The organism is Xenococcus sp. PCC 7305 (assembly GCF_000332055.1).
Classification (GTDB): Bacteria; Cyanobacteriota; Cyanobacteriia; order Cyanobacteriales; family Xenococcaceae; genus Xenococcus.
In genome coordinates this window covers 32,793-57,047 of sequence record NZ_ALVZ01000210.1, presented here as the reverse complement: position 1 = coordinate 57,047, position 24,255 = coordinate 32,793, and the positions used below count along the sequence as shown (strand labels likewise).

Here is a 24,255-nt window from a genome sequence, read left to right as displayed (position 1 = left end):
TTTCATAAGCCTAAAAAAGTTACTCATTTTGGACTTAGAGCTTGGGAAACTACTTCAAGAGAGAAGTAAGCCATGACTGGCTTTCGGGAGATTCGTAAGACTCCCAAGCTTTCCACATTAACTTAACTCCCATAATACATGAGAATCATTGGTTTAGATATTGGTCGAGCATCGGCGATCGCCTGTTGCCTCGATAGTTTTCCTGTGAACATCCAACAGCTTTACAAAAAGCTGAGACGGGACAAAGAATTCTATAAATTAACGACAGATGCCACGGGCTTAAAGAAGTTTCTCGAACTCAAACCTGAAGCTATCGTTTTAGAACCTTCGGGACATTGGTACTCTCACTTTTGGGTGAGTGTCGCTAACAAGAATGGCATCAAGATTCATTGGGTCGGTCATTCTGATCTAGACAAACAACGGGGTAGTTATGGATTCACCAACAAGCGGGATGAAGAAGATGCGCTTTGTCTAGCTGCTACTTACTTTGACGAGCGTTTTATTGATGAACAGGGGAACAAGAGATTTCTCAATTATTACTATGGTCAAAATTCCATTATCACAAGGGTTCGTGAGGTTTTCCTAGAAAAAGAGCAGCTCGCGAAACTGAGGACTGGTTTAGTGACACAGCTCAGACAGCGATTAGCCTATGAATTTCCTGAAATAGTTAAGCATCGTATGAAAATATCTGACCTTCGGGGATTTACTCCCATCGTTGGCTGGCTTGCTGGTTCTCATCAAGCTAACCGCTATGAATCTCAATACAAACAATCAGTAGTTCACGGTCTGGGAATTGAGATTTCTGACTACACGCGATCTCATTGTAAAGCTATTGTTGAAATCGAACTAAGAATAACTCAATGCTATGATTACCTTGAAAAAGCCTTAAACTTACCAGAGTTTGAGTCATACCTACGAGTTTTCGATAAATTTGGCTTTGGATTGGATAATAAAGCTTTGCTTCTTTATCAATGTTATCCCTTTGAGAAATTTCTAGTTAACGACAAAGCTTGGATTGAGTACGAGGAATCCAAGGGGAAGCTACAAAAACGAGATCGCAGTCTACGAAAATTTCAGGCTTTCATGGGAATGAGTTTTAGTTACAAACAGTCTGGAGACAAGAAAAGCCGTAGCTTTCACGGTTCAAAAATAACTCGTTCACATCTCTATGTTTGGGCTACTTGTATGGTTACGCCGTCGAAATATGGAGCCAAAATCAAAGGAGAAATTGGCAAGCAATTATGCGATCGCTATCAGGAATTATCCAAGAATAATAAGGGTAAAGACTCTCTGGTTAGAATACTTTTTAAAACTACTCGCATGTTGTTTTATGAATTACTCAATGAACTAAAAAGGGAATGATAATGTTTATGCGTTTGCGTTTAGGGAAACTACTTTGTCGATGGGTAGTTTCTTTTTTTTCGGGTATTGTATTGCCTGTTACTACTCAAGTAGAGAGATTAGAGAGAAAATTTATCTTGGTTCATTCGCCATACTTCTCGGACAAATAAATTCAAATCGCAGCAGGTCGATTCTCGGCTTGCAAGAGAATTCAATTGATTTAGTTGCGTGAAAAGAGGCAGGATCTCAGTATCAAAACAGGGTCGAAACAGACAAAGAGGCAAAATTAAATCTGAGCTAGAACGAAGATCCCAAACAAGATCCTCTTGTTGAACCATTAAGATCGGTCTCACCCAGCAAGTTTGACGCTGTTCAATAGTCTGAATCACTTCTCCGTAAAGACACTTATCCTGAAATCCTAAACAAACGATCTGATTAGGCTTAAAAGTAACATCACTAATCACAGGGAAAATTTTGCTCACCTTATTTTTATTTGGCAAATTCAATATCTAGTTTTTTATCCAACAGAATAATACCGTATTTACGAAAAAACTGAGCTCAATTTAAGCATATCAAGAGAAACTTGACGACGATCTTAAAAAAGCCCAGCTTATCATTTGGATCAATGCTTCAAACTAAGTACACAATTACATTAGATAACCAAGATCTATTAGCTTATTCATTATTTTGGCGACACTTTCGTCCAATTCTTCTAGATCGGTACGGCATTCTATTTCAGGATTAGTTGGAGGTTCATAGGGGTCGCTAATCCCAGTAAACTGTCCAATTTCGCCTGCTCTGACTTTTTTGTACAGTCCTTTGACATCGCGTTTTTCACAAACCTCGATCGGTGCATTCACAAAAACTTCGACAAAAGAGCCAATTTGCTCTCTCATTTCTTCTCTGATTGCACGATAGGGAGAAATTACGGGAACTAATACTACAACGTTATTTCGAGCTAATAACTTAGCCACAAAACCAATACGACGAATATTGGTATCGCGATCCTCTTTAGAAAATCCTAATCCTTTAGTTAGATTCTCCCGAATCTCATCGCCATCCAAGACTTCTATAGCATAACCTTTATCTTTGAGTTCTTTGGTTAGGGCATCGGCGATCGTACTTTTCCCTGCACCACTAAATCCTGTAAACCAAACTGCTACTCCACGCTGCTTCATATGATTACCTTTTAATGAAATTTACACCTCTCATGTATTTTAATAGTTTTGCATTCAAATTTAATGAAGTAAGATGGGCTTATAATCTTTAATCCATCTCGCTTTGAGGTGAATTTTAGATGATTTTTTTTCAAGTATCTAGTCCCATTACGCGGAAGTCAAATTCGCATGTTCTCTATTTTCTAATCTACTATGAGAGATCCCAACGCAACAGAAACGCGAATCAACAAAGAATTTATCAAAAATAATAGAAAAAGTATCAAAAAATATGCTCTCAAGAGCCAGAAAAAATTTGGCCATGGGATCATTGTGATCAACTCAACCCTAGTCCAGAATAAATTCTTGACAGAAGGAGATTTAATAGTTGCCAGTATTAACGAAGATAATAATTCTAAAAATGAGGAAAACACTTTGATTCATCCAGTATCTTATATTGCAAAAAATAGTTTTTGGTTTAAGATATTACGAATTAAAATCAAAAAAAAATACAAAATCGATATTAAAACTGATTATGATTTGACCCAAAAGTTTTTACTCGTATTCGTAAAAGATTCTTCTTTAGAGTCTTTTTCTATATACTCTATAAGAATAGATAAAAGTAATTCCTGATTGGTTAAACTCTGCTACTCTCTGTAAATATTATTTAACTTTATATAAGAAAAATTGAGAGTCTAGAAGATAGAGGCTAGTAGCCTGAGAAATGGCAAATAATCAAGTTAGAAAAATTTTTAGTAAACTTCGGTGTTTATACTAATGTTTCGAGAATTAATTAGTAGTAGCATAAGTATATTGTAGAAGAGAAGAAAGCAATTCTTATTCTTCCTATAAATAATTTTTATCAGATTCCTCTTGCTCCATTAGCCCTGCTCCCTCCCAACGGTGAGTGGGGTGTTTTGTTTGAGCTATTATCAACAATTAGATAAATATTGATAGACAACCAAATTTTTTGTTCTCCCTGAGAAAAATTTTCCAGAAGTCGATTGATTTTTCAGCCACTGAGCAAAATTGCCACAATATTTTTCAGAAATGGGCTATACTCTACTATTGATTAAATTGAGCTAGGTTGAGGAGGAAAAAATTCCTGAACAACTAAATCTAACAGTGAGTTTAAGAGGGACTCGCGAAGTTAGAGAAAATTATCAAATTTTCCGTCTTACTGGGCTACTAGATGCCTTTTCTGAGCCTGCATTTCGTAAAGTTATCGGTGATTGCATTGACAATGGCCCGAAAAACTTAATTTTAGTGCTTGCTCAAATTGATTTTATCGATAGTTCGGGTTTAGGGGCTTTAGTTCAACTTGTAAAAAAAGCTCAGAATGCGGGTGGAAGCTTACAAATTGTTACCAACCCTCGGGTCACTCAGACTGTAAAATTGGTACGTCTAGAGAAATTCTTGTCTCTTCAGCCGACCGTGGAAATAGCACTGGAGAAACTGAAGAAGAAATAGCATATTTGCTCGGATGTGAATTTGCCAAACCCAAACCAAGATCAGATAGAATCGATTGACACTCCCCTTGGAGTGGATGTTACAGCCCTGGCTTCTTCGATAACTGTAGTTGGTGATAGCCAACTCAAACGGTTATCGCCTGTGGCTTTAGCTTATATTGGTGATGCAGTGTATGAGCTAATTGTTCGTGCAAAACTGCTGCTTCCGCCAAAGCGAATTGCAGACTATCATAGTCAAGTTGTTGCTCAGGTTCGAGCAGAAGCCCAGGCTACTCATCTTCAAGATTTAGAACCATATCTAACTCCTGCGGAAAAGGAAATACTCCGTCGAGGACGCAATGCGGTTACGAATAAACCTCGTCGTCTTTCGATGAAGATTTACCAGCAAGCAAGTAGTTTTGAAACTTTGATTGGTTATCTATATCTTGAGGATTCGCAACGCTTACAAGATTTATTTACAAAGCTTAATTTATAAAAAACTTGATGGCAGATCTGAAATCTCGAAGAAGTAAATCACGGAAAACATCACCGCAAATAGAGGATAATGCTCGTGATTTTCTAGAAAATCAGTCTCCTGATCTTATTTATGGTCGCCATACAGTGCTCACGATTCTGAACAATGATCGCCAAATCAATAAAATATGGATTACTACTAAGTTACGACAAGACGGTAGATTTTATAAGTTATTAAAGGAAGCTAAATCCAACGGGACAATAATAGATGAAGTGTCAACGCAACGCCTGGACTCTCTAGTCAAAGGTGCCAATCATCAAGGAGTTGCAGCTCAGGTCGCCCCCTATCATTATTGGGAATTAAAGGACTTGATTAGCCAGGCTAAGCAAAATAGCCAGTCACCGCTAATTGCGATCGCCGATGGGATTGAAGATCCTCAGAATTTGGGGGCGATCATTCGTACTGCTGAGGCGATGGGAGTTCAAGGGTTAGTCATACCCCAAAGAAGGGCAGCAGGCATAACTTCTACGGTAATGAAAGTTTCAGCTGGTGCTTTGGAGCATTTACCCATTGCCAGAGTAGTCAATCTATCCCAAGCGATTGAAAAGTTAAAGGAGGCAGAATTTTGGATTTATGGCGCGACTGGGGAAAGTGGTAAATTTTTACACACAATTGATTTTTCCGGTGCGGTAGGATTAGTCATCGGCGCAGAAGGGAAAGGTTTGAGTACGCTAACCAGACGTTGTTGTGACGAATTAGTAGCAATCCCCTTGGTTGGCAAAACTCCTAGCTTAAATGCTTCTGTAGCTGCTGCGATCGCAATCTACGAAGTTTGCCGTCAAAAATGGTCAGATTCTAAATAATTTTTAAAACATTTTATTTAATCAAAAACAAATTAAATCTAGTCTATAATCAATAGTTTGAATGCAGTCAAATTGTTGTTTCATTTAGCGAAGTGCCTTCGGGTGGAGATTCGCCAGCGCAAGTAAAAATCCCCAGGATAGCTCATCACAATGAAAGCAATTGTCCTAAATTCTTATCTAGCTTTAGAGCTAGTTTATTTGACCATGAAAGAAATTTTACTGAGTATCTCCCTTGCTTTGGGTCTAGCTTATTGGGTTAAGATTGACACTGAGCGGCCTTGTTGTACCTATTATTTTGGGCCTTTTCTGAAAATCAAAGAAGCTGAAGCTGCTACAAATGGCTACATAGAAGATCTTAAGGAAGAAGGGGCATTAGGAATCACCGTTACGATAGATCATTTCAAGCCCCAGGAGTTAACGATTTGTGACGATTTAATAGAAATGTTTGACCCTAAAGTCTTACCGATTTTTGGTTCTTGAACAAGAGCAATAGAAAATAGTAATTTCTATCCATTAACCAATACTCCTCGCTTAGGGAAATAGATATGTAGGGAGCTAGGGAAGTCTAACTACTATTATTTTCCCCAAACCCCTAAAACCCCAAATCCTAACTCGTTAAATTTTTAAATTCAATCTTTAAACGAGAAGTATTGACCCATCACCCAATTTCCTATTGGTTTAAATTAGGACAGAACAACTCTGGTTTCTGTCTAACTTTTGGCAGACTGAGAACTGTTAGCAGCATCAGAGTTCGGCTACAGGAAACGGCAGTAAACATGCTTACTAGTACTCCAATAGCTAAAGTCAGGGCAAAACCCTTAACTAATCCTGAACCGAGCCAAAATAAAGCTCCGCAGGCAATAAGCGTAGTGACATTACTATCTAGAATACTAGAAAAAGCTCGGTAAAATCCCGACTCGACAGAACGATATAAAGTTTTGCCACTGCGCAATTCTTCTCTAGTTCGCTCAAAAATTAAGACATTGGCATCTACCGCCATCCCAATACTTAAAATAAACCCAGCAATTCCTGGAAGAGTTAGGGTCACTCCAGCAATGGAATAACAAGCTAGAGTCAATATCGTGTAGATTACTAAACTAACATCAGCAATCAAACCTGGTAAACGATAGTAAACTCCCATAAATACCAGTACCAAAAATAATCCTGCCAGACCAGCAATTTTACTGCGATTGATGCTATCTTGTCCCAAAGTCGCACCAACAGTTCGATTTTCCACAATTTCTACCGGAAAAGGTAAAGAACCACCGCGAATTTGAATTGCCAAATCATTAGCACCTTCGAGATCAAAATTTCCTGTAATAACAGCTCTGCCACCGGTGATTCCCAAATCGGCAAATTGCACCCCTACCGTTGGTGCGCTGATTAATTCGTCGTCTAAAAATATACCCAAACTGCGTCCGGTTCCCGCCAGATTTTTGGTAAGTTCAGCGAATTTTTGACCTCCATCTTCATCAAAGTTGATCGCAACTTCCCAAGCATTACCTGTTTGATTGGGTTGAGCTCGGGCATCTTGAAGATTGGCACCAGTTAAGTCTATCGGATCGAAGAAACTAAGGATTGCTGTATTAGATCCTGCCAAGGATTCTTTAAGCTGGGCAATTTCTTCTACATTCGCAGCTGTGGCTTCTGCTTGAGTCAAAGTGGTTAACTGCAATTGCAACAGTTGCCGATTTTGTTGCTCGGCGGCGAAATCACCTTCTGTTCCCTGTCTTTGCTGACGAAATTCTAGTTTTGCTGTTCCTTGTAACCTTCTTTCCGCGGTTTCTGGTTCACTTTCCCCTGGTAATTGGACAACTATTTTGTCATTGCCGACAGTTTGCACTGTGGTCTCAGAAACCCCGAATTCATTAACCCGATTTTCGATTACTCTTTTGACTGCTGCTAGATCATCGGCAGCAATTTCTGTAATTTCTTCTGTGGGTTTCACTTGAATTGTTAACTGAGAACCTCCAATTAAATCTAATCCCTGTTGAGGAGGAATCGTGGTTAAAATTGCGATCGCGCCTACTAATAATCCTAAAATCAGGACAATATATGCTCTTTGTTTCTGCATCGACAGCTCTCTAAATACTATTTATTCATACATTTTTTACTAACTTATAGCTTATAGCTAATCGCGGAGTGATTTTAAAGACAAATAACAATCGATATGCGAAAATTAATGAAATTTGCTTTTTTAATTAGTCTTTAACTGTTAACTTACTGACCCTCATGATCTCACTTGATAGGATGAGAAAGGTGAGGGTAACTATTTATTGATAACTGATTTCGAGCTTTATGATTGTTAAAAATCAAAATAATCTGTTTTCTTTTTCGATCTTAAAAGAATTAATTGTAAAAAATAAATCTCACTGGTTGCTGTCCTTGTTACTCTGGGTCTGTTTGATTCTTCCTGCGCAAGCCGTAGACCTTCGAATAGCCATTAGAAAAAATACCCAGAACATCAAGGTTGGCAGCTCTACTTCTGCGATTATTAAAGATCAAGCAGGACGGACAATTGGCGAACTAAGTCCTATGTCAGCTATTTCTGCCCAGTCCAGTAGCGGTCAAGTGAGTTTGGAAAAACTTCAGGCGGGTGCTCTTACTATTGAACCAACAGGGGATGGTTATGTTTGGATTGGCGATCGCTGGTACCGAGGGAAGGTTCAATTAGTCAATAACGGCAATCAAATCACCGCCATTAACCATGTTGATTTAGAGGATTATCTATATAGTGTTGTTGGGGCAGAAGCAGTTTCTAGTTGGCCGATTGAAGCTTTAAAAGCCCAGGCTGTGGCAGCTCGCTCCTATGCTCTTTATAAACTAAAGACGGGAAAAAATGGGCTCTACGATTTAGACACAACTCAACGTACTCAAGTATATAAAGGTCTGGATACAGAATATCTAACTACTCATGAAGCAGTAAATAGTACCGCAGGGCAAATCATGACCTATCAGGGGAATGTGATTCTGGCCGCTTTTCACTCATCTTCTGGTGGTCATACCGAAAATGTCGAGGATATCTGGACTTCACCCTTGCCCTATTTGCGAGGTGTGGTTGATTATGATCATCAATCTCCTGTTTTTGAATGGAATAAAACTTTTTCTGTTGGACAATTAGGTAATCTAATCACAGGTGTGGGACAAGTTCAAACCATGATCCCCCAAAAGACTACCCCCCAGGGAAGAGTTGTGACCATGAAAGTCGTTGGCGATCGCGGAACCCAACAAATTAGTGGCAAAAAATTACGCAAAATATTGGATTTACGCAGTACTCTATTTCGAGTTAGTACCAAAGGCAGTCAAGTACAAGTTTATGGTCGGGGTTTTGGCCATGGCCTGGGCTTAAGCCAATGGGGTGCTTATTATCTAGCGAAACAAGGTATTAATTATCATCAAATACTAGTTCATTACTATCAAAATACAACCTTGTCCCGATTGAATTAGAGCGCTACGCGCTAGGGAATAGGCAATCGGGAACAGGCAACAGTAAAGATAAAGCCTTAAAAAAAGGCAATTCAACCGTACCTACAATAACGTTGCTGCCCGTTCGGATAACAAAGAACGTTCCCCTTTATAAAGAGTAATATGACCTGCTAATGGCTCGTTTTTAAATCGTTCGGCAACAAAAGTCAGACCGTTACTTGCTGCGTCGACATAGGGGTTATCGATCTGTTCTGGATCACCAGTCAGCACAATTTTCGTCCCTTCTCCAGCACGAGTAAGAATGGTCTTGACTTCATGAGGGGTCAAGTTTTGGGCTTCGTCAACAATTAAAAACTGCCGAGGAATAGTTCGCCCTCGAATATAAGTTAGAGGCTCAATTTGCAGTAGACCCTGTTCCAATAGTTCTTCATGTCCTCGTCGCCAATGGGCAGGTTTTCCTTTAGGATCTTGAGTTCCTAAAATTAAGTCTAAATTGTCGTAGATCGGTTGCATCCAAGGAGTTAATTTTTCCTCAACATCTCCTGGTAAATAGCCAATATCTTTTCCCATAGCAATTATGGGGCGAGAAATTAGTAATCGACTATAAGTTTTTTCGTCCGCTACTTTTTGCAAGCCTGCTGCGATCGCAAGTAGAGTTTTTCCTGTCCCAGCTTGACCAATGAGAGTAACCAACTGAATTGAGTCTGTCAGTAATAAATTTAAGGCAAATTGTTGTTCACGGTTGCGAGGATGAATGCGCGAAATCCCTGAATGAGGTATTTTTGCTAAGGGTACTAGGCGATCGCCATTACCTTCTACCATTGCTAAAGCAGTATGAGAAGGACGAGATGAATCAATTAAGGTGACTGCTTGATTGACCAATAAAGGAGTGTCCAGAGGCAAAAAACCCTGGTGAAAGAATTGATTAATCTCATCAGTGCTAACGACTATCTCAGAAATATCATTGTAGATTTGTTCTATATTGACTTTATCCGTTTCATAGTCTTCCGCTTTAAGACCCAAGACATCAGCTTTGATCCTGAGATTTGTATCTTTGCTCACTACAATAACAGGGCATTGGCATTCCTGCTGTGATTCTAAGGCCACGGCCAAAACAACATTATCAGCTAAATGTCCTCCCAACTCTTGGGGAATGGTTTTTAATGTCTTACTATTGCTGATTTTGACAGACAAGGTACCACCACTATTGAGGAGAATCCCTTCGGTAAGATTTCCCAACTGGCGTGATTGATCGATAATACGGGACACTTCTCTAGCGCTTCTGCCAATACTATCTGGCTTTTTTTTAAATTGGTCTAATTCCTCGATTACAGCCATTGGTAAAATAATATCGTTATCCTCAAAACGAAAAATTGCTTGGGAATCATGGAGCAAGACATTAGTGTCGAGGACAAAAATTTTTTTCATGGCTGAGAGGACAATTAGGTTAATCCCCTACTATAGCAATCGGAGATCATTTTCCAAATACTCCAGAGGCTAGAATTTAATCCCTAAATTTAATCAGAATTTTTTGTCACTAAATTTAAAAGCATCTCCGCATCATGGGCTTCTAAAATTAGAGATCGCAGTTTCTCAGTTAAAAATCCTTCTGTAACCAATTTATCGAACAATTCTAAGAGGGATTTATAATAATTATCAACATTAAGAATCCCGATGGGTTTATCATGTAAACCTAATTGGGCCCAAGTCGTAATTTCTGCTAATTCTTCTAGGGTTCCATAACCACCTGGCAAGGCAATAAAAGCATCAGATAATTTTGCCATTAAAGCTTTGCGCTCATGCATCGATTTAACAATATGAAGTTTTGTAAGATTTTGGTGGGCTACTTCATAGCTAAGAAAAAAATCTGGGATGACACCTATTACCTCACCCCCATTTTCGAGAACTGTATCAGCTACAACTTTCATTAATCCAATATCTGCACCGCCATAGACTAAATTGAAGCCGTTTGTTGCGATCGCCTTTCCCATAGCTTGAGCTGCTAGTCGATAGATATCGCGGTTACCCATTTTAGAGCCGCAAAATACACAAATATATTTCATTACTGGTTTTGTTTAGGATCTAGTTTGTAACTGGTAAATATTTGACAAATTATTTTGAATGTCTTGCCATTGTTGGGGAAAATCTGACTCCTTGTAAACTACTAAAGCTTTTTGCAAACAGTCAAGAGCTTGCTGCAAATTGTCCTGATGCTTTTGGTTTGATTTCCCACTTAGATCTTCGGTACAAGCTAGATTATAATATGCTCCTGCTAAGTTATTTTGTAACATTGCCCAATTATAGGGAGATTTTTCTAAAGTTTGGACGGACAGAGCTTTTCGATAATAGGTGATCGCCTTAGTTAAATTATCTCTTTTCTCTCCTTTTATTCTAAGCTTAAAAGCATTTCCCAAATTGTTATTTACCATTGACCAAGGATAGGCAAAATTGACACAATTATAAATCGTTAAACTTTGCCGAAAATGTTCAACTGCCAGTTCAATATTGCTAGATTTACTCCCTACTTCCAATCTAAAATATGCTTCTCCTAAATTATTATGATTTGCTGCCCAATCTTCAGGAAAATCATCTGCCTTATGGACAGATAAGGCCCTTCTGTAATGAGTAATTGCCGCTATCAGCTTATGATCTTGTCCTGGTTGCAGATTATAAGCATGAAGCATTCCTAAATCTCTTTGGATTATTCCCCAACGGTAAGGATATTGATCTTTCGTCAAGACTTCTAGGGCCATACGGTAATGAAAAATAGCCTGTTTAAAATTTTTTGTAGGATCATCAAAAGCGCGATCACGATACATATTTCCCAAATAGCTCTGTAACATAGCCCAATTTTGGGGATATTTGACTGGAGTATAAACCTCTAATGTTACCTGATATATTATTAAAGCAATTTCAATGGCATCTACTCGATTATTGCTTAATTTTTTTAAAATTAGTTCAGCAAATATTATCATATCTCTTGCAATAAAAAAAACTTTTTGAGACTCAACCTTCCTGAAAGCATTGGGAGCCCAATATTGAATAAATTTAGCTAATTTTAAATTGATTTTATCTTGATTTTTAAAGAGAAAGTTTGTAATTTCGTTCGAGGATTTACGAGATGATATTTTCTGCAAAATTGTCATCAAGAATTGAAAATACTCATTATTCCGCTCTGGAGGAAAGTTCTTATTTGCCAAGAGAATTAATAATTAACCGAATACTTATACAAGTTTACTACATCTTGCAGTCCTAAATTGAATTAGGAAAAATAGCAGTCAATTCCAAATCTAACTCTAAAAAACCAGGAATAGCAATTTTTTCATTAGGCAACACAATATTTTTGGTCCGATAATCAAATATTCCCTGACCATCAGAAAAAGGATAAGTATAAACCTCTAAATGATTAACTACTAAGTTAAAGATCCAATAATCCCTTATTCCTGCCTCGGCATACAAGGATAATTTGGTTTCGCGATCGTAATTAAGAGTAGAATCGGAAATCTCAATGACTAAGATAATTTCTTCAGCGGTAGGATGAGCAGTTAGATAATCATCAGATTTTTTCTTAGCAATTACAATATCCGGTTCGGGCTCACTATTTGACAAGAGCATAATTGGCTCTTGTACTCTGATTTCAGCTTGTTGGCCAATAAGTTCATAAAGTTGTTTCCAGAGGCGGGAATTGCAAACCGAATGGGGCGTTCTCTTGGGTGCCATTTCAATGATTTCTCCCCTAATAAGCTCTATTTTGGCATTTTCCGTGAAAAATCCCCAATCGGCGAGTTGGTGATATTCCTCAATTGTGAATTTTCTGCGTGTAGCAATAACCATAAGACCAAGAGGAAAAAACTTTAATATTGCAGTACTATTCTATTCTGATAAGATGTAGAACTACTAATTACTATTTAAGAAAATCGAGATCGCACCTTGGAGGATAAGATACTTTGTCTGGTGGAATTAATGTCGCTATCTTAGGCGCAACAGGAGCAGTCGGGCAAGAACTGCTAGCATTGCTGGAAAGTCGTAATTTTCCGCTCAAAAATTTGAAATTGTTGGCCTCTCCTCGTTCTGCGGGCAGCAAGATCCCATTCTGCGGTCAAGAATTAACAGTAGAAGCTGTTAGTGATGAATCTTTCGCCGGAATTGATATTGTCTTGGCCTCGGCTGGGGGTTCGACCTCTAAGAAATATGCTGCTGCCGCCGTCTCAGCAGGTGCAGTTGTCATAGATAATTCTAGTGCTTTCCGCATGGATGAGGATGTACCTTTGATTGTTCCTGAAATTAACCCCGAAGCCATAGCAGAACACCAAGGAATTATTGCCAATCCCAATTGCACCACGATTTTAATGGGAGTCGCTATTTATCCTCTCCATCAGGTACAACCCATTAAGCGAATAGTTGTCTCAACTTATCAATCAGCCTCTGGCGCTGGAGCTCGGGCCATGGCAGAAGTGGAAACTCAAGCTCAGGACATCCTTAACGGGGAAACTCCCAAGCCAGAAGTTCTACCTTATCCTTTGGCCTTTAACCTTTTTCCTCACAATTCACCTTTAGGCTCTAATGGGTATTGCCAAGAAGAGATGAAAATGGTCAACGAAACCAGGAAAATTTTTGCAGATCCCCAATTGCGAGTCACAGCAACCTGTGTACGGGTTCCTGTATTAAGAGCCCATTCTGAAGCAATTAACCTAGAATTTGACCAACCTTTTCCCATCGAAAAAGCCCAAGAACTTATGAAAGGAGCTGAGGGGGTCAAATTAGTCGAGGATTGGGAGCAGAACTACTTCCCGATGCCAATAGATGCGACGGGAGAAGATGATGTGTTAGTCGGTCGCATTCGTCAGGATATTTCCCATGCCAATGGTTTAGAACTATGGCTTTGTGGCGATCAGATCCGCAAAGGAGCAGCTTTGAACGCGGTTCAGATTGCCGAATTACTGTTAGAAAAAGATTTGCTGAAAGTAACTGAAGTTACCGCAGCAATTTAGAATAAACTTCAAGAGATAGCTCATGAGCAACGAACCTTTTGGTAAAGTATTAGCAGCAATGGTCACCCCTTTTGCTGCTGATGGGAGTGTTGACTATGCAGTAGCTGAAAAATTAGCTGTGCATTTGTTGGAAAATGGGAATGATGGCCTAGTTATCTGTGGTACCACAGGGGAATCTCCGAGTTTGACTTGGGAAGAAGAGTTTAAATTATTTCAAGTAGTCAAACAAGCTATTGGCAATCAGGGCAAAATCATTGCGGGAACGGGTTCTAACTCCACTCAAGAAGCGATCTCCGCAACGCAGAAAGCTTCTATGCTGGGCCTGGATGGTTCTTTACAAGTCGTCCCTTATTATAATAAGCCGCCTCAAGAAGGTCTTTATCAACATTTTAAAGCGATCGCACAAGCTTGTCCCGATTTGCCAATTATGCTTTACAATGTCCCAGGCAGAACTAGTCGTAATCTGGAAGCTTCCACAGTTGCAAGACTGTCAGAAATTGATAATATTATTGCCATTAAAGAAGCCAGTGGCGATCTAGAGCAGGTTTGTCAAATCCGCCGTTCAACTTCATCGTCATTTGCCATCTATTCAGGAGAGGATTCCCTCACTTTGCCCATGTTGACCGTAGGAGCGGTGGGGGTTGTTAGCGTGGCATCCCATATAGTGGGGAAACAAATACAGCAAATGATCCAAGCTTTTAATGAGGGAAACAATCAATTGGCAACGAAAATTCAATTACAATTGTTTTCTTTGTTTAAAATTTTATTTGCCACTACTAATCCGATTCCTATTAAGGCAGCCCTTAATTTACAAGGTTGGCAAGTCGGAAGTTTGCGTTCTCCTCTTTGTGCGTTACAATTAGATTTATTGGAAAAACTGAAAGTAGAACTTAAAGAACAGAATTTACTTTAATTGTTTTGTCATCCATAAGTGACGGCATTTGTTAAATTGTTTTGGTTGTCAGATGACTGAGAAAATAAGACTTTTGCGAAATCATAATTTAAGTTGAGAATGCGAAATTTATTAAATTGACTATAATTGCTGAAAACATCAAATTACACTATACAAAAGATAGTTTTGTTGGCTGCAAAGAAATAATTTGAGATAAAAAGCTTATGTGTAACAAACCATCAAACTCACGGGAGGAGTGCTATTGAGTCAAGATAAAACCGCCTTGGACTATATTGAGACCAGTTGTGTTTTTCGGAAGAAAACATGATTGTCTCTAGGAAATTATATAAGATATATTGATTTGACGGCTCGAGTTTAGGGACAGCTATTTCGTCGTGGATACTGAACAATGTTTTAACAAAAATCAACTGTTGAGTGGGCGGGATTGCCGATGAAAAAAATAGACTAATAGTCTAATCGGAAATCAAATGAAGCAGTATATCAACAATACTTAAAGCACCAGTTTTTAAGAAGCAAGAGACCGGGAAAAAACTTATTTCTATTCACTATTCTGCCGACTTATAAAACTCACTATTTAAGCAAATAAAATAAGCAACTATTCACAATTACCTTCTTAGTAAATGAAAGCAAAACCTCAAATCAACACCAAACCAATGACTCAAAAAACAAATAATAACGCGATTAAAATCATTCCCCTTGGTGGACTCCATGAAATCGGCAAAAACACCTGTGTCTTCGAATATGGGGACGAAATTATTCTTCTCGATGCAGGCTTAGCATTTCCCACAGACGAGATGCATGGCATCAATATTGTTTTGCCTGATATGACCTATTTGAGAGAGAATAGTCACCGTATTAAGGGCATGATTGTGACTCATGGTCATGAAGATCATATTGGCGGCATCGCTTATCACCTCAAGCAATTTGATATTCCAGTAATTTATGGCCCAAGATTAGCCATGACCTTATTGCGAGATAAATTGGAAGAAGCCGGAGTTAGCGATCGCACAACCCTCAAAAGCGTAACCCCCCGAGAAATAGTTCGCTTAGGTCAACATTTTGCTGCTGAATTTATTCGCAATACCCATTCGATCGCCGATAGCTTTAGTGTGGCGATTCATACGCCATTAGGTGTGATTATCCATACCGGGGACTTTAAAATTGACCATACTCCTGTAGATGGAGAGCATTACGACCTCCAAAAATTAGCCGAGCACGGCGAAAAAGGCGTATTATGCCTCCTCAGTGACTCCACAAATGCTGAAGTGCCAGGGCATACTCCCTCAGAAAGTAGTGTCGCTCCCAATTTAGAGAGGATCTTTTCCCAAGCCCAGGGAAGAATCATGGTGACGACCTTTGCCTCCTCAGTGCATCGGGTAAATATTATTCTCAACATAGCTCAGAAACTACAACGGAAAGTCGTAGTAGTCGGGCGCTCGATGCTAAATGTCATTGCCCATGCTCGTAAATTAGGATATATCAAATGTCCAGATAATCTCTTTGAACCCTTAAGATCTTTGAATCGGCTGCCCGAAGATAAAACCCTCATTCTGACCACAGGTTCTCAAGGAGAACCTTTAGCGGCCTTGACTCGAATTTCCAAAGGGGAACATCGGCATATCAAAGTCCAACAAGGAGATACTATCGTCTTTTCTGCCAACCCAATTCCTGGTAATACCATTGGGGTAGTAAATACAATTGATCGCCTGATGATGCAGGGCGCGAATGTTATTTACGGTAGAGGTCATGGAATTCACGTTTCAGGTCATGGTGCCCAGGAAGACCATAAACTGATGCTAAATTTAACCAGACCAAAATTCTTTGTACCTGTTCATGGAGAACATCGGATGTTAGTTAAGCATTCTCTGATGGCTCAGAACATGGGGATTCCTAAGGAAAATATGGTCTTAATCGATAACGGTGATATCATCGAGCTCACTCAAGAAAGCATTCAAATTGTCGGTCAAGTAACTTCTGGAATTGAATTGGTAGATAGAGCTGGCATAGTTCATGACGCCGTCTTAAAAGAAAGACAACAGCTAGCAGAAGATGGTGTTGTCACTGTCGCAACAGCAATTGGTTGGGATGGCAAACTGGTCGCTGAGCCAGGGGTTCATTTACGGGGTGTCGTTACAGTCGTTGAGCAAACTCTGCTACAGCAATTGATATCTAGAACCTTGGAAAATCTTTTACGCGATCGCTGGGGTAGTTTTAGTACCACAGTTGATAATGAGTTGGAAGTAGATTGGGCAGGTCTGCGAGTTGAAATCGAAGGTGCCTTACAAAGGTTAATTAGAAGAGAATTCCAGAGTCGCCCTTTGGTGGTTTTCTTAATGCAAACCCCAGAAAAGCCTCCAGCGATTCGGACAACACGCAAAAGAAGACGTTCTGCCGCTGCTTCAGTAGCGTCATAAAAAGCAACGAGGAGTTCCATCGTTAACCAATAAAATAAAAAGCCTGATCCGTTATGTGGATCAGGCTTGTTTTTATGAATGATCGAACAAATCAAAACCAATTATTAACAAAAATAAATTTGTTTGCGTTAACAAAACTTAAGCTTCACTTTCAACATAGAAGAAGAAAAGAGCCATCGAAACTGCAAAACAAACCATGCCAATAAAAGGAACCATAACCACGGGAATCCAAGAAGCTGCGAAATCTCCAATCATATGCTGTTATCCTATACTTTATGAAAACTCTAACAATTTGGATATTACTGCGAAGTTTGCACAATTTGCTTAGTTATAAAGATTCTTAACAAAAAGTGAACTTGAACCAGGTTAGAGTGATGCTATTTCAAGGACTTGTCAAATATTTCAATTAAGGAGAAATTCAATTCCTATGGACGCGATTCAACATGGAGGAGATCCTCAAGTAGGTAATCTCGCTACTCCCCTCAACTCTTCTGACATCAGCAAAGCATTCATCCAAAACTTACCCGCTTACCGCGAAGGTATGTCGCCACTAGGTCGGGGACTTGAAGTCGGCATGGCTCATGGATATTTCCTCTATGGTCCTTTCGCTCTACTTGGTCCTTTAAGAGACACTGACCTCTCTGCAACTGCTGGGGTTTTAGCTGCTATTGGCTTGATTGCCATTTTAACGATTGCGCTATCGCTTTATGCTAGTGCGATGGGTGGAGCTCCTGTTTCTATTGTAACGGCTCCTAATACACCCAAGGAATTGGGTACTAAAGCAGGTTGGAGCGAATTTGCCACTGGATTTTTCCTTGGTGGCTCTGGTGGAGCAGCTTTTGCTTATGCGCTTTCTCTGACTCCTTATGCGGACGTTATACAAGAAGTCCTTAAGGGAGTTGGCTCTTAATCAATAAGTGATAAGTAATAAGTAATAAGTAATAAGTTTTGATTTCTCAGTTTGTTACTTAAATTGCTTGGTCTTAGCTTATATATAATTCAAGCCCAGAGTAACTTCTGGGTTTTTTCTTGAGTATAACTACAGTAATTGTTCTTCATCCTTCATCCTTCATCTTTCATCCCTCATCCCTCATCCCTCATCCCTTATCCCCCATCTTTCCTCCACTTCTTGTTTAATAGCGACTAAGGTTTTTTCTAGAGTATTTTCGTAGATATTGTAAAAAAAACTACGACTGGGAATAGCATTGGGTTCAACATTGACTTGATGGGTAATTAAAACCTGATTTGGTGCCGCACTGGGATAGGGCGAGACAGGTTCTAATAACCAGGTTCCATCTAGAGTGTCTAAATCTCCATCAAGAAAGTTGAAGGCAATTTTTTGCGGATAAGATTCGGTGATAGCCATGCGAACTCTGGCCTTGGTGCTAAAAATCAAAGTTTTAATTCGATTAAATTGCTCAAATACTTTGCGATCGCCATTAATCTCCAACAATTGACTGTCAGTTACTCCTGGGAGGAATAGCTCAAAGTTATTGTAGTCCGTCAAGACTTGCCAGACAGTATCAATAGAACTAGTAACCAAAATACGGCAAACATATTCGCCTTTCTGACCTGTGATAATTACCTTGCCCTCTCGCAGAGCAACTCTTTCTAAGACAGGAAGTTGGTCAACTGGGCCGTCAAATAGTTTGGCATGAGCAGATGTTATTGAAATATTAATGGCGATCGCCAAAATACAGCTTCCCAGAAAGAGATTAAATTTCAATTTATTCAGGATCCCAGACATAAATCAGTTATCAGTTATCAGTTATTCCCATTCGTCCCGTCAAGCGGGATAATAAGGACGTGGTCAGTTATCAACTTTAACAGTGATTTTGAGTGAATAGCTAGTTAGATAATGAAGAATTGAGGGGAGAGATTGGTGATAGGATTACAATATGCCTTCAATAACAATATCTGGAACAGATTATTCCTACCAAATAACTAAACCTGTTGCCAATTCACGACTTCCTGTCTTAGTGTTTGTTCATGGCTGGCTTCTTAGTCATCACTATTGGCAACCTGTCGTTGACATTCTTCAAGCCGATTATCAATGTTTACGATACGACCTCCGAGGATTTGGCACTTCACGAAATATTCAGAATTCGGTTAAGCGCGATTATAGTCTTGCAGCTTATGCTCAGGATCTCTGTGATTTTCTGGCTCGCTTGAAAGTCGAAAATGCCTGGTTAATTGGACATTCTTTGGGAGGTAGCATTGCTCTGTGGTCAGCAGATTTAGCGCCTCAAGTCATTCAAGGAGTTATTGGAGTCAATTCTGGGGGAGGGATTTATGTGAGGGAGGAATTTGCCAAGTTTCGTAATGCAGGACAACAGATAGTCAAATTTCGCCCGACCTGGTTACCTTATATCCCCGGACTAAGTTTGATTTTTTCTCGGATGATGGTCTACCGTCCCATTTCTCTTAATTGGGCTCGTCAAAGGATTATTGATTTAATCAATGCCGATTCCGAAGCGGCATTAGGTTCGTTATTGCAAACAACAACAGAAGAAGAAGTTCATTATTTGCCAAGACTAGTTTCCCGTTTGGCACAACCTGTATACTTTATTGCCGGACAAAAGGATCGGATTATGGAGCCGAAATATGTTCATCACTTAGCTAGCTTTCATCGGCTATTCGACTCTGGGCATGGTAATGTTTTAGAATTGCCTGAATGTGGTCATTTAGCTCCTTTGGAAGTCCCGGTCGCCCTTGCTGAAATGACGCTGTCAATCATCAATAAACATTTATGAAATTGTTGCTGATAACTGATTACTATTAACTGAAATTATGTACGGTAGCTTTGCTCCTATTTGGGGTTCTTTAGTTATTTTTCTTTTTTGTCCTTTTTTGGGAGGATTGCCCTTAATTGATTGGATCACCTATCTCATTACAGGTCGTCAACTCAAACAATTGGGAACCGGCAATATCTCAGTTTCGGCAGCTTTTTATCATGGTGGCAAGTTAGTAGGGATTCTGGCTGTGCTTTCAGAAGCAGCCAAGGGTATTTTGGCGGTCTTGTTAACCAGAATGTTTTTCCCCAATGGCTCGGTATGGGAAATTCTGGCTTTGATTGCTTTGGTGATGGGTCGTTACTGGATCGGCAAAGGCGCTGGCACTACCAATGCCACTTGGGGGATTTTTGTCCATGATCCCATTGCTGCAAGTTTAGTTCTGTTTATCGGCCTGATTAGTTTTACAATCAATCGTGATCGCAAATTGGGAAAGTTGGGAGTGTTAGGATTACTAGCACTGATTATTGGGTTGCGTCATCTGAACAATCTAGAATATTTAGTTGCGGCGATCGCACTAGGATGTTTATTGGCTTGGATCTATGAACAAATACCCGATGATTTGAATTTACCTGCTTCGGAAGTTAATCCCCAATCACAAAGAATGTTTCGTTTTTTTCGTCCCGACAAGACTATTATTTCCCTAGATCAAAAGTTGTCTGCCCAGCAAGCAGGGAGCAAGTCTGCAAATCTTTCGCTGGTCAAAAGCTTAGGTTATACCGTTGCTGAGGGTTGGGTATTACTTCCAGGAGACGATTTTCGACCTTTGTTGGCATATTTGAACCCTTCGGCTCAAGAGCCATTGGTGGTGAGATCCTCAGCAATTGGTGAAGATTCAGTCTCAGCCTCGGCTGCGGGACAATATTTGAGCATTCTTAATATTACAAGTCGAGAAGAACTACAAATTGCGATCGCAGATTGTCAGGCATCCTATTTAGAAAAATCCGCTGCCCAATATCGCAAAACTCATCAGCAAGCAACAGCAGGGATGGCAGTACTCATTCAGAAGCAGATTACTGGAGTTTATAGCGGAGTAGCTTTCAGTCGCGATCCGGTGAATGCTTTTTCCGATGGCGTTGCGATCGAAGCTTTAGCTGGACAAGCAAGTCAAGTCGTCTCCGGGAAGGTAACTCCTTGGCGCTATCAAGTTAAGTTGGGACAAGGAGACAACAGTAATAATAGTGTGACTTGTTTAAATGGGGGTGAGGATGGGATTCCCCAAAATATTTTAGAATCGGTGGCAGTAGTTGCTAGGGAAATGGAGACTCTCTTTCAGGGAATTCCCCAAGATATTGAATGGAGTCATGATGGAGAAAAGCTTTGGTTATTGCAAGTTCGCCCGATCACGAATCTACAACCAATTTGGACGAGGAAAATCGCAGCAGAAGTAATCCCTGGACAAATTCCCCCGTTAACCTGGTCACTCAACCGACCTCTAACCTGCGGAGTTTGGGGGCAAATTTTTACTTTAGTTTTAGGCAAAAAAGCCTCAGATTTAGATTTTGGGCAAACCGCCAGCCTACATTATGGACGGGCTTATTTTAATGCCACTTTATTGGGCAGCATTTTTTTACGCATGGGACTGCCGCCAGAAAGTTTAGAATTTCTTACCAGAGGCGAAAAATTTAGTAAACCGCCTCTGGGTTCTACTGTTAAAAATATTCCTGGTTTGTGGCGTTTATTGCGTCGAGAATGGCATCTCGAAACTGATTTTGAACAGGACAAGCAAAAAATATTTGCGCCTCTATTTACAGAGATAGAATCTTACGAAGATTTAAGTCTGTCTAGCTCAGCAATTATAGAGCGCATTCATCAGGTCTTAGAGACCCTAGAGATTGCCACCTATTATAATATTCTAGCTCCTCTCAGTTTTGCCATTCGTCAAGCGATTTTAAAAGTACCTCTTGAGGAGTTGGATACAAGCTGCGCCCCAGAAATTGCCTCAATGCGATCGCTTGCCAAGCTAGCCACAGATGCTTGGAAGTTACTCGCAAAAGAACAAATAACGATGGGGTCTTGTGCTTCCTTATTTGCTTATCTAGCAGATATTCCCGAGGGGCAATCCATAATTCAAAGATTTGATAATTGGTTAGAAACCTATGGTTATTTGGGGGAAGTTGTCACAGATATTTCGGTGCCTCGTTGGCGGGATAATCCCCGTCCTGCCAGAGAAATGTTGACCCAGTTATTTTTCAATGCCGAATCAAGAAGACAAGTATTAGTTCAAAAACAAGAATTTAACTTTTCTCTCAAACAAAAGTTAGTCCAAACTCGCTTTAATCTTAAAGGTCAGGTTAGTGAAGTCTACAACAAACTATTGGCTTATCTGCGATGGAGTTTTCTGGATTTAGAAGCTATTTGGTTGCAAGAAAATATTTTAAGTCAGCCAGGAGATATCTTCTTTCTTGAATTTGCCGAAATTGTCAATATTCATCAGCAAAAAACTGATCTCAATACCATCGAAAATTTAATTGCTCGTCGCAGGCAAGAATGGCAGGCAGAATCAAATTTACCGTTAGTTCCCTATTTAATTTATGGCAATCAAAGTGATTTTGAATTCTCTTTCTCTAATTCTGATTTAGCAAGCTCTAAAAAACTTACTGGCATTGGTGCTAGCTCTGGGCAAATAGAAGGCCGAATTAAGGTGCTACTCAATTACCAAGAGATCGCCAATGAGATTAACAAGGATATAATTTTGGTTGTACCCTACACTGATGCTGGTTGGTCACCTATATTAGCTCGTGCGGGAGGATTAATTGCCGAGTCTGGGGGCAGTCTTTCTCATGGGGCGATTATTGCTCGTGAATATAAGATTCCTGCGGTGATGGATGTGACTTATGCTACTCAATTATTACGTGATGGCGATCGCGTTAAACTTAATGGTAAAGCTGGAATAGTAGAAATTTTAGATTGATATGCTCATTGCTCATTGTTTATTGTTTAAATGTTTCCACTTATTCTGACGGTAATTATTGTTATTTTGGGTTCGGCAGTTTGTTCTGGTTCAGAAACCGCTTTATTATCAGTTTCTTTTATTAGAGTAAGACAATTAGCTCAATCAAAAAAACCCCGTGCTTTGGCACTTCTGGCGATCAGAAATAAAATTAATCGACCGATCGCAACTATTGTAATTTTAAATAACATTTTTAATATTGTTGGCAGCATTCTGATTGGTAGTTTAGCAACTCAGGTTTTGGGTCATGCTCTACTGGGTGTTTTTTCTGGGTTTTTAACTTTTTTGGTTATTATTTTTGGCGAGATTTTCCCGAAGACTTTATGCGAGCGTTATGCTGAGCCAGTGGCTTTGGCGATCGCAATACCGATTAGATTTCTCACAATCATTTTTACTCCTTTAGTTGTACTGGTAGAATTTGTAACTTCTCCTGTGACTAAAGGCCGTACAATCAAAACGACCAACGAGGCAGAAATTAAATTTCTCACCGCGATCGGCGAGCAAGAAGGGGTCATTGAAAATGATGAAGCGGCGATGATTCAAAGGGTTTTTAAACTTAATGACATTACAGCTTCTGATCTTATGACTCCTAGAGTGATTGTGACTTATCTCAAGGGTGATAAGACTTTAGAAGAATGCCAACGCGAAGTTATTAATTCTCAACATTCGCGAATTATTGTGATTGATGAAAATATTGATAATGTGATTGGCTTAGCCCTCAAGGATAAGTTATTAGCCGAGCTAATCCAAAATAATGGTCAGAAAAAAGTTAATCAAATAATGCGATCGGTCAAATTTGTCCCCGAATATATTAGAGCCGATAAGCTATTACAAGCTTTTCAAGAAACCAGAGAACATTTAGCTGTTGTTTTAGATGAATATGGTGGCGTAGCTGGAGTTGTGACCTTAGAAGATGTCCTAGAAGTTCTGACTGGGGAGATTGTTGATGAAACTGATCGCATTGTCGATTTACAGGAGATTGCCAGAAATAAGAGGAAAAAGCTTTTAGATTCTAAGGGAATTATTGAGAATTAGGTGAAGTTAGAAGATAGAGATTATAGCGATCTCTGATAATCTTGTTTTCCTAATGCTTCATAATAGAAGTGGTAACTATTACTAATTATAGTTTTTCCAGGAGTTAAGTTTATGTCAGATGAAGATTTAAAAAAACTAATTTCTTCCAATGCTAAAGCAATAGAAGCACTAACAGCAGAAATTAGTGAATTCAGAGTTGGTATTGATGAAATGAAACAGGAATGGCAAAAAGATAGGCGAGGTATCTATGAGCTTTTATCCCGGTTGGCTCGTTCTCAAGCAGATTTTTATGAAACCCAGTCTGATTTTTATCGTCGTTTTGATGAGATAGACGAACGTCAAACTCGCGCGTTCCCAAACGGAGGAAACCTCCGTGGGGTCGCTCGTCAAGCGAGAATGCTGGAAATTTTGGATCGATATCTTCCGCCCACGTAAACTAGGTTGTGCTTC

The 24,255-nt window shown here is 39.6% G+C and carries 24 protein-coding genes; 15 read left to right on the top strand and 9 right to left on the bottom strand.

From position 1 onward, the window contains the following. The first annotated feature begins 138 nt into the window (after nt 1-138). Nucleotides 139-1,362: a hypothetical protein gene (locus tag XEN7305_RS17535; RefSeq protein ID WP_006510824.1), complete on the top strand. Its 1,224-nt coding sequence runs from the start codon at nt 139-141 to the stop codon at nt 1,360-1,362. 98 nt (nt 1,363-1,460) lie between these two features. Here the strand turns inward: XEN7305_RS17535 and XEN7305_RS17530 are convergent, their stop codons facing one another. Beyond that, on the bottom strand, nt 1,461-1,823 hold the full coding sequence (locus XEN7305_RS17530; RefSeq protein WP_144053311.1) for a hypothetical protein: 363 nt from the start codon (nt 1,821-1,823) through the stop codon (nt 1,461-1,463). A 165-nt stretch (nt 1,824-1,988) separates the two neighbouring features. Beyond that, complete coding sequence (gene cysC, locus XEN7305_RS17525; RefSeq protein WP_006510822.1) at nt 1,989-2,519, bottom strand: adenylyl-sulfate kinase; 531 nt, start codon at nt 2,517-2,519, stop codon at nt 1,989-1,991. Nucleotides 2,520-2,711: 192 nt separating this feature from the next. On the opposite strand from cysC, the gene XEN7305_RS17520 reads away from it, so the two are divergent. From XEN7305_RS17520 to XEN7305_RS17500, 5 genes are all read left to right on the top strand, one after another. Beyond that, nucleotides 2,712-3,128 carry a hypothetical protein gene (locus XEN7305_RS17520; RefSeq protein ID WP_006510821.1) on the top strand — a complete coding sequence of 139 codons (417 nt, stop codon included), beginning with the start codon at nt 2,712-2,714 and terminating at the stop codon, nt 3,126-3,128. Nucleotides 3,129-3,620: 492 nt separating this feature from the next. Continuing rightward, nucleotides 3,621-3,965 (top strand): STAS domain-containing protein, encoded by a 345-nt coding sequence (locus XEN7305_RS17515; RefSeq protein WP_006510820.1) that lies wholly within the window; start codon nt 3,621-3,623, stop codon nt 3,963-3,965. 72 nt (nt 3,966-4,037) lie between these two features. Next, nucleotides 4,038-4,439 carry a Mini-ribonuclease 3 gene (locus XEN7305_RS17510; protein WP_369792516.1) on the top strand — a complete coding sequence of 134 codons (402 nt, stop codon included), beginning with the start codon at nt 4,038-4,040 and terminating at the stop codon, nt 4,437-4,439. An 8-nt stretch (nt 4,440-4,447) separates the two neighbouring features. Further along, entirely contained in the window at nt 4,448-5,281 is an 834-nt protein-coding gene (rlmB, locus tag XEN7305_RS17505) for a 23S rRNA (guanosine(2251)-2'-O)-methyltransferase RlmB (protein ID WP_006510818.1), read from the top strand. A 150-nt stretch (nt 5,282-5,431) separates the two neighbouring features. Continuing rightward, the gene (locus XEN7305_RS17500; protein WP_006510817.1) at nt 5,432-5,761 is read left to right on the top strand and encodes a DUF1816 domain-containing protein; all 330 of its coding nucleotides are present in this window, start codon (nt 5,432-5,434) and stop codon (nt 5,759-5,761) included. Between the two features lie 190 nt (nt 5,762-5,951). Here the strand turns inward: XEN7305_RS17500 and secD are convergent, their stop codons facing one another. After that, complete coding sequence (gene secD, locus XEN7305_RS17495; RefSeq protein ID WP_006510816.1) at nt 5,952-7,355, bottom strand: protein translocase subunit SecD; 1,404 nt, start codon at nt 7,353-7,355, stop codon at nt 5,952-5,954. A gap of 224 nt (nt 7,356-7,579) precedes the next feature. Here secD and XEN7305_RS17490 point away from each other — a divergent pair, with 224 nt between their 5' ends. Beyond that, nucleotides 7,580-8,728: a SpoIID/LytB domain-containing protein gene (locus XEN7305_RS17490; RefSeq protein WP_006510815.1), complete on the top strand. Its 1,149-nt coding sequence runs from the start codon at nt 7,580-7,582 to the stop codon at nt 8,726-8,728. 81 nt (nt 8,729-8,809) lie between these two features. Here the strand turns inward: XEN7305_RS17490 and XEN7305_RS17485 are convergent, their stop codons facing one another. From XEN7305_RS17485 to XEN7305_RS17470, 4 genes are all read right to left on the bottom strand, one after another. Beyond that, a complete protein-coding gene (locus XEN7305_RS17485) occupies nt 8,810-10,135 on the bottom strand; it encodes a PhoH family protein (protein WP_006510814.1) in 1,326 nt (441 codons plus the stop codon). Between the two features lie 89 nt (nt 10,136-10,224). Further along, on the bottom strand, nt 10,225-10,770 hold the full coding sequence (locus tag XEN7305_RS17480) for a TIGR00730 family Rossman fold protein (protein ID WP_006510813.1): 546 nt from the start codon (nt 10,768-10,770) through the stop codon (nt 10,225-10,227). A gap of 12 nt (nt 10,771-10,782) precedes the next feature. Further along, nucleotides 10,783-11,682: an SEL1-like repeat protein gene (locus XEN7305_RS17475; RefSeq protein WP_158500419.1), complete on the bottom strand. Its 900-nt coding sequence runs from the start codon at nt 11,680-11,682 to the stop codon at nt 10,783-10,785. 277 nt (nt 11,683-11,959) lie between these two features. Next, entirely contained in the window at nt 11,960-12,541 is a 582-nt protein-coding gene (locus XEN7305_RS17470; protein WP_006510811.1) for a Uma2 family endonuclease, read from the bottom strand. A gap of 113 nt (nt 12,542-12,654) precedes the next feature. On the opposite strand from XEN7305_RS17470, the gene XEN7305_RS17465 reads away from it, so the two are divergent. The 3 genes from XEN7305_RS17465 to XEN7305_RS17455 all read left to right on the top strand — a co-directional run bounded on the left by XEN7305_RS17465 (nt 12,655) and on the right by XEN7305_RS17455 (nt 17,025). Further along, nucleotides 12,655-13,698 carry an aspartate-semialdehyde dehydrogenase gene (locus XEN7305_RS17465; protein ID WP_006510810.1) on the top strand — a complete coding sequence of 348 codons (1,044 nt, stop codon included), beginning with the start codon at nt 12,655-12,657 and terminating at the stop codon, nt 13,696-13,698. Between the two features lie 22 nt (nt 13,699-13,720). After that, nucleotides 13,721-14,611: a 4-hydroxy-tetrahydrodipicolinate synthase gene (gene dapA / locus XEN7305_RS17460; protein ID WP_006510809.1), complete on the top strand. Its 891-nt coding sequence runs from the start codon at nt 13,721-13,723 to the stop codon at nt 14,609-14,611. 620 nt (nt 14,612-15,231) lie between these two features. Beyond that, nucleotides 15,232-17,025, top strand: a complete 1,794-nt coding sequence (locus tag XEN7305_RS17455; protein WP_006510808.1) for a ribonuclease J — start codon at nt 15,232-15,234, stop codon at nt 17,023-17,025. Between the two features lie 138 nt (nt 17,026-17,163). Here XEN7305_RS17455 and XEN7305_RS17450 read toward each other — a convergent pair whose 3' ends face one another. Continuing rightward, nucleotides 17,164-17,280 (bottom strand): hypothetical protein, encoded by a 117-nt coding sequence (locus XEN7305_RS17450; RefSeq protein ID WP_006510807.1) that lies wholly within the window; start codon nt 17,278-17,280, stop codon nt 17,164-17,166. A gap of 172 nt (nt 17,281-17,452) precedes the next feature. Here XEN7305_RS17450 and XEN7305_RS17445 point away from each other — a divergent pair, with 172 nt between their 5' ends. After that, entirely contained in the window at nt 17,453-17,935 is a 483-nt protein-coding gene (locus XEN7305_RS17445; protein WP_006510806.1) for a photosystem I reaction center subunit XI, read from the top strand. 180 nt (nt 17,936-18,115) lie between these two features. On the opposite strand, the gene XEN7305_RS17440 is transcribed toward XEN7305_RS17445, so the two are convergent. Then, entirely contained in the window at nt 18,116-18,751 is a 636-nt protein-coding gene (locus XEN7305_RS17440) for an SRPBCC family protein (protein WP_238569002.1), read from the bottom strand. 172 nt (nt 18,752-18,923) lie between these two features. Between XEN7305_RS17440 and XEN7305_RS17435 the strand changes: the two genes are divergently transcribed. The 4 genes from XEN7305_RS17435 to XEN7305_RS27800 all read left to right on the top strand — a co-directional run bounded on the left by XEN7305_RS17435 (nt 18,924) and on the right by XEN7305_RS27800 (nt 24,240). Continuing rightward, nucleotides 18,924-19,778, top strand: a complete 855-nt coding sequence (locus tag XEN7305_RS17435) for an alpha/beta fold hydrolase (protein WP_006510804.1) — start codon at nt 18,924-18,926, stop codon at nt 19,776-19,778. 37 nt (nt 19,779-19,815) lie between these two features. Then, nucleotides 19,816-22,731, top strand: coding sequence for a glycerol-3-phosphate acyltransferase (locus XEN7305_RS17430; RefSeq protein ID WP_006510803.1), 2,916 nt, complete (start codon nt 19,816-19,818; stop codon nt 22,729-22,731). Between the two features lie 30 nt (nt 22,732-22,761). Then, on the top strand, nt 22,762-23,805 hold the full coding sequence (locus tag XEN7305_RS17425; protein WP_006510802.1) for a hemolysin family protein: 1,044 nt from the start codon (nt 22,762-22,764) through the stop codon (nt 23,803-23,805). A 111-nt stretch (nt 23,806-23,916) separates the two neighbouring features. Beyond that, nucleotides 23,917-24,240 carry a hypothetical protein gene (locus XEN7305_RS27800; protein WP_006510801.1) on the top strand — a complete coding sequence of 108 codons (324 nt, stop codon included), beginning with the start codon at nt 23,917-23,919 and terminating at the stop codon, nt 24,238-24,240. Nucleotides 24,241-24,255: the final 15 nt, after the last annotated feature.

Excerpts from the sequence above, each read along its gene's own strand:
- XEN7305_RS17535 (WP_006510824.1), top strand. The coding sequence starts at position 139 with ATGAGAATCATTGGTTTAGATATTGGTCGAGCATCGGCGATCGCCTGT.
- cysC (WP_006510822.1), bottom strand. The coding sequence starts at position 2,519 with ATGAAGCAGCGTGGAGTAGCAGTTTGGTTTACAGGATTTAGTGGTGCA.
- XEN7305_RS17520 (WP_006510821.1), top strand. The coding sequence starts at position 2,712 with ATGAGAGATCCCAACGCAACAGAAACGCGAATCAACAAAGAATTTATC.
- rlmB (WP_006510818.1), top strand. The coding sequence starts at position 4,448 with ATGGCAGATCTGAAATCTCGAAGAAGTAAATCACGGAAAACATCACCG.
- XEN7305_RS17500 (WP_006510817.1), top strand. The coding sequence starts at position 5,432 with ATGAAAGCAATTGTCCTAAATTCTTATCTAGCTTTAGAGCTAGTTTAT.
- secD (WP_006510816.1), bottom strand. The coding sequence starts at position 7,355 with ATGCAGAAACAAAGAGCATATATTGTCCTGATTTTAGGATTATTAGTA.
- XEN7305_RS17490 (WP_006510815.1), top strand. The coding sequence starts at position 7,580 with ATGATTGTTAAAAATCAAAATAATCTGTTTTCTTTTTCGATCTTAAAA.
- XEN7305_RS17485 (WP_006510814.1), bottom strand. The coding sequence starts at position 10,135 with ATGAAAAAAATTTTTGTCCTCGACACTAATGTCTTGCTCCATGATTCC.
- XEN7305_RS17480 (WP_006510813.1), bottom strand. The coding sequence starts at position 10,770 with ATGAAATATATTTGTGTATTTTGCGGCTCTAAAATGGGTAACCGCGAT.
- XEN7305_RS17475 (WP_158500419.1), bottom strand. The coding sequence starts at position 11,682 with ATGATAATATTTGCTGAACTAATTTTAAAAAAATTAAGCAATAATCGA.
- XEN7305_RS17470 (WP_006510811.1), bottom strand. The coding sequence starts at position 12,541 with ATGGTTATTGCTACACGCAGAAAATTCACAATTGAGGAATATCACCAA.
- dapA (WP_006510809.1), top strand. The coding sequence starts at position 13,721 with ATGAGCAACGAACCTTTTGGTAAAGTATTAGCAGCAATGGTCACCCCT.
- XEN7305_RS17455 (WP_006510808.1), top strand. The coding sequence starts at position 15,232 with ATGAAAGCAAAACCTCAAATCAACACCAAACCAATGACTCAAAAAACA.
- XEN7305_RS17450 (WP_006510807.1), bottom strand. The coding sequence starts at position 17,280 with ATGATTGGAGATTTCGCAGCTTCTTGGATTCCCGTGGTTATGGTTCCT.
- XEN7305_RS17445 (WP_006510806.1), top strand. The coding sequence starts at position 17,453 with ATGGACGCGATTCAACATGGAGGAGATCCTCAAGTAGGTAATCTCGCT.
- XEN7305_RS17435 (WP_006510804.1), top strand. The coding sequence starts at position 18,924 with ATGCCTTCAATAACAATATCTGGAACAGATTATTCCTACCAAATAACT.
- XEN7305_RS17430 (WP_006510803.1), top strand. The coding sequence starts at position 19,816 with ATGTACGGTAGCTTTGCTCCTATTTGGGGTTCTTTAGTTATTTTTCTT.
- XEN7305_RS17425 (WP_006510802.1), top strand. The coding sequence starts at position 22,762 with ATGTTTCCACTTATTCTGACGGTAATTATTGTTATTTTGGGTTCGGCA.
- XEN7305_RS27800 (WP_006510801.1), top strand. The coding sequence starts at position 23,917 with ATGTCAGATGAAGATTTAAAAAAACTAATTTCTTCCAATGCTAAAGCA.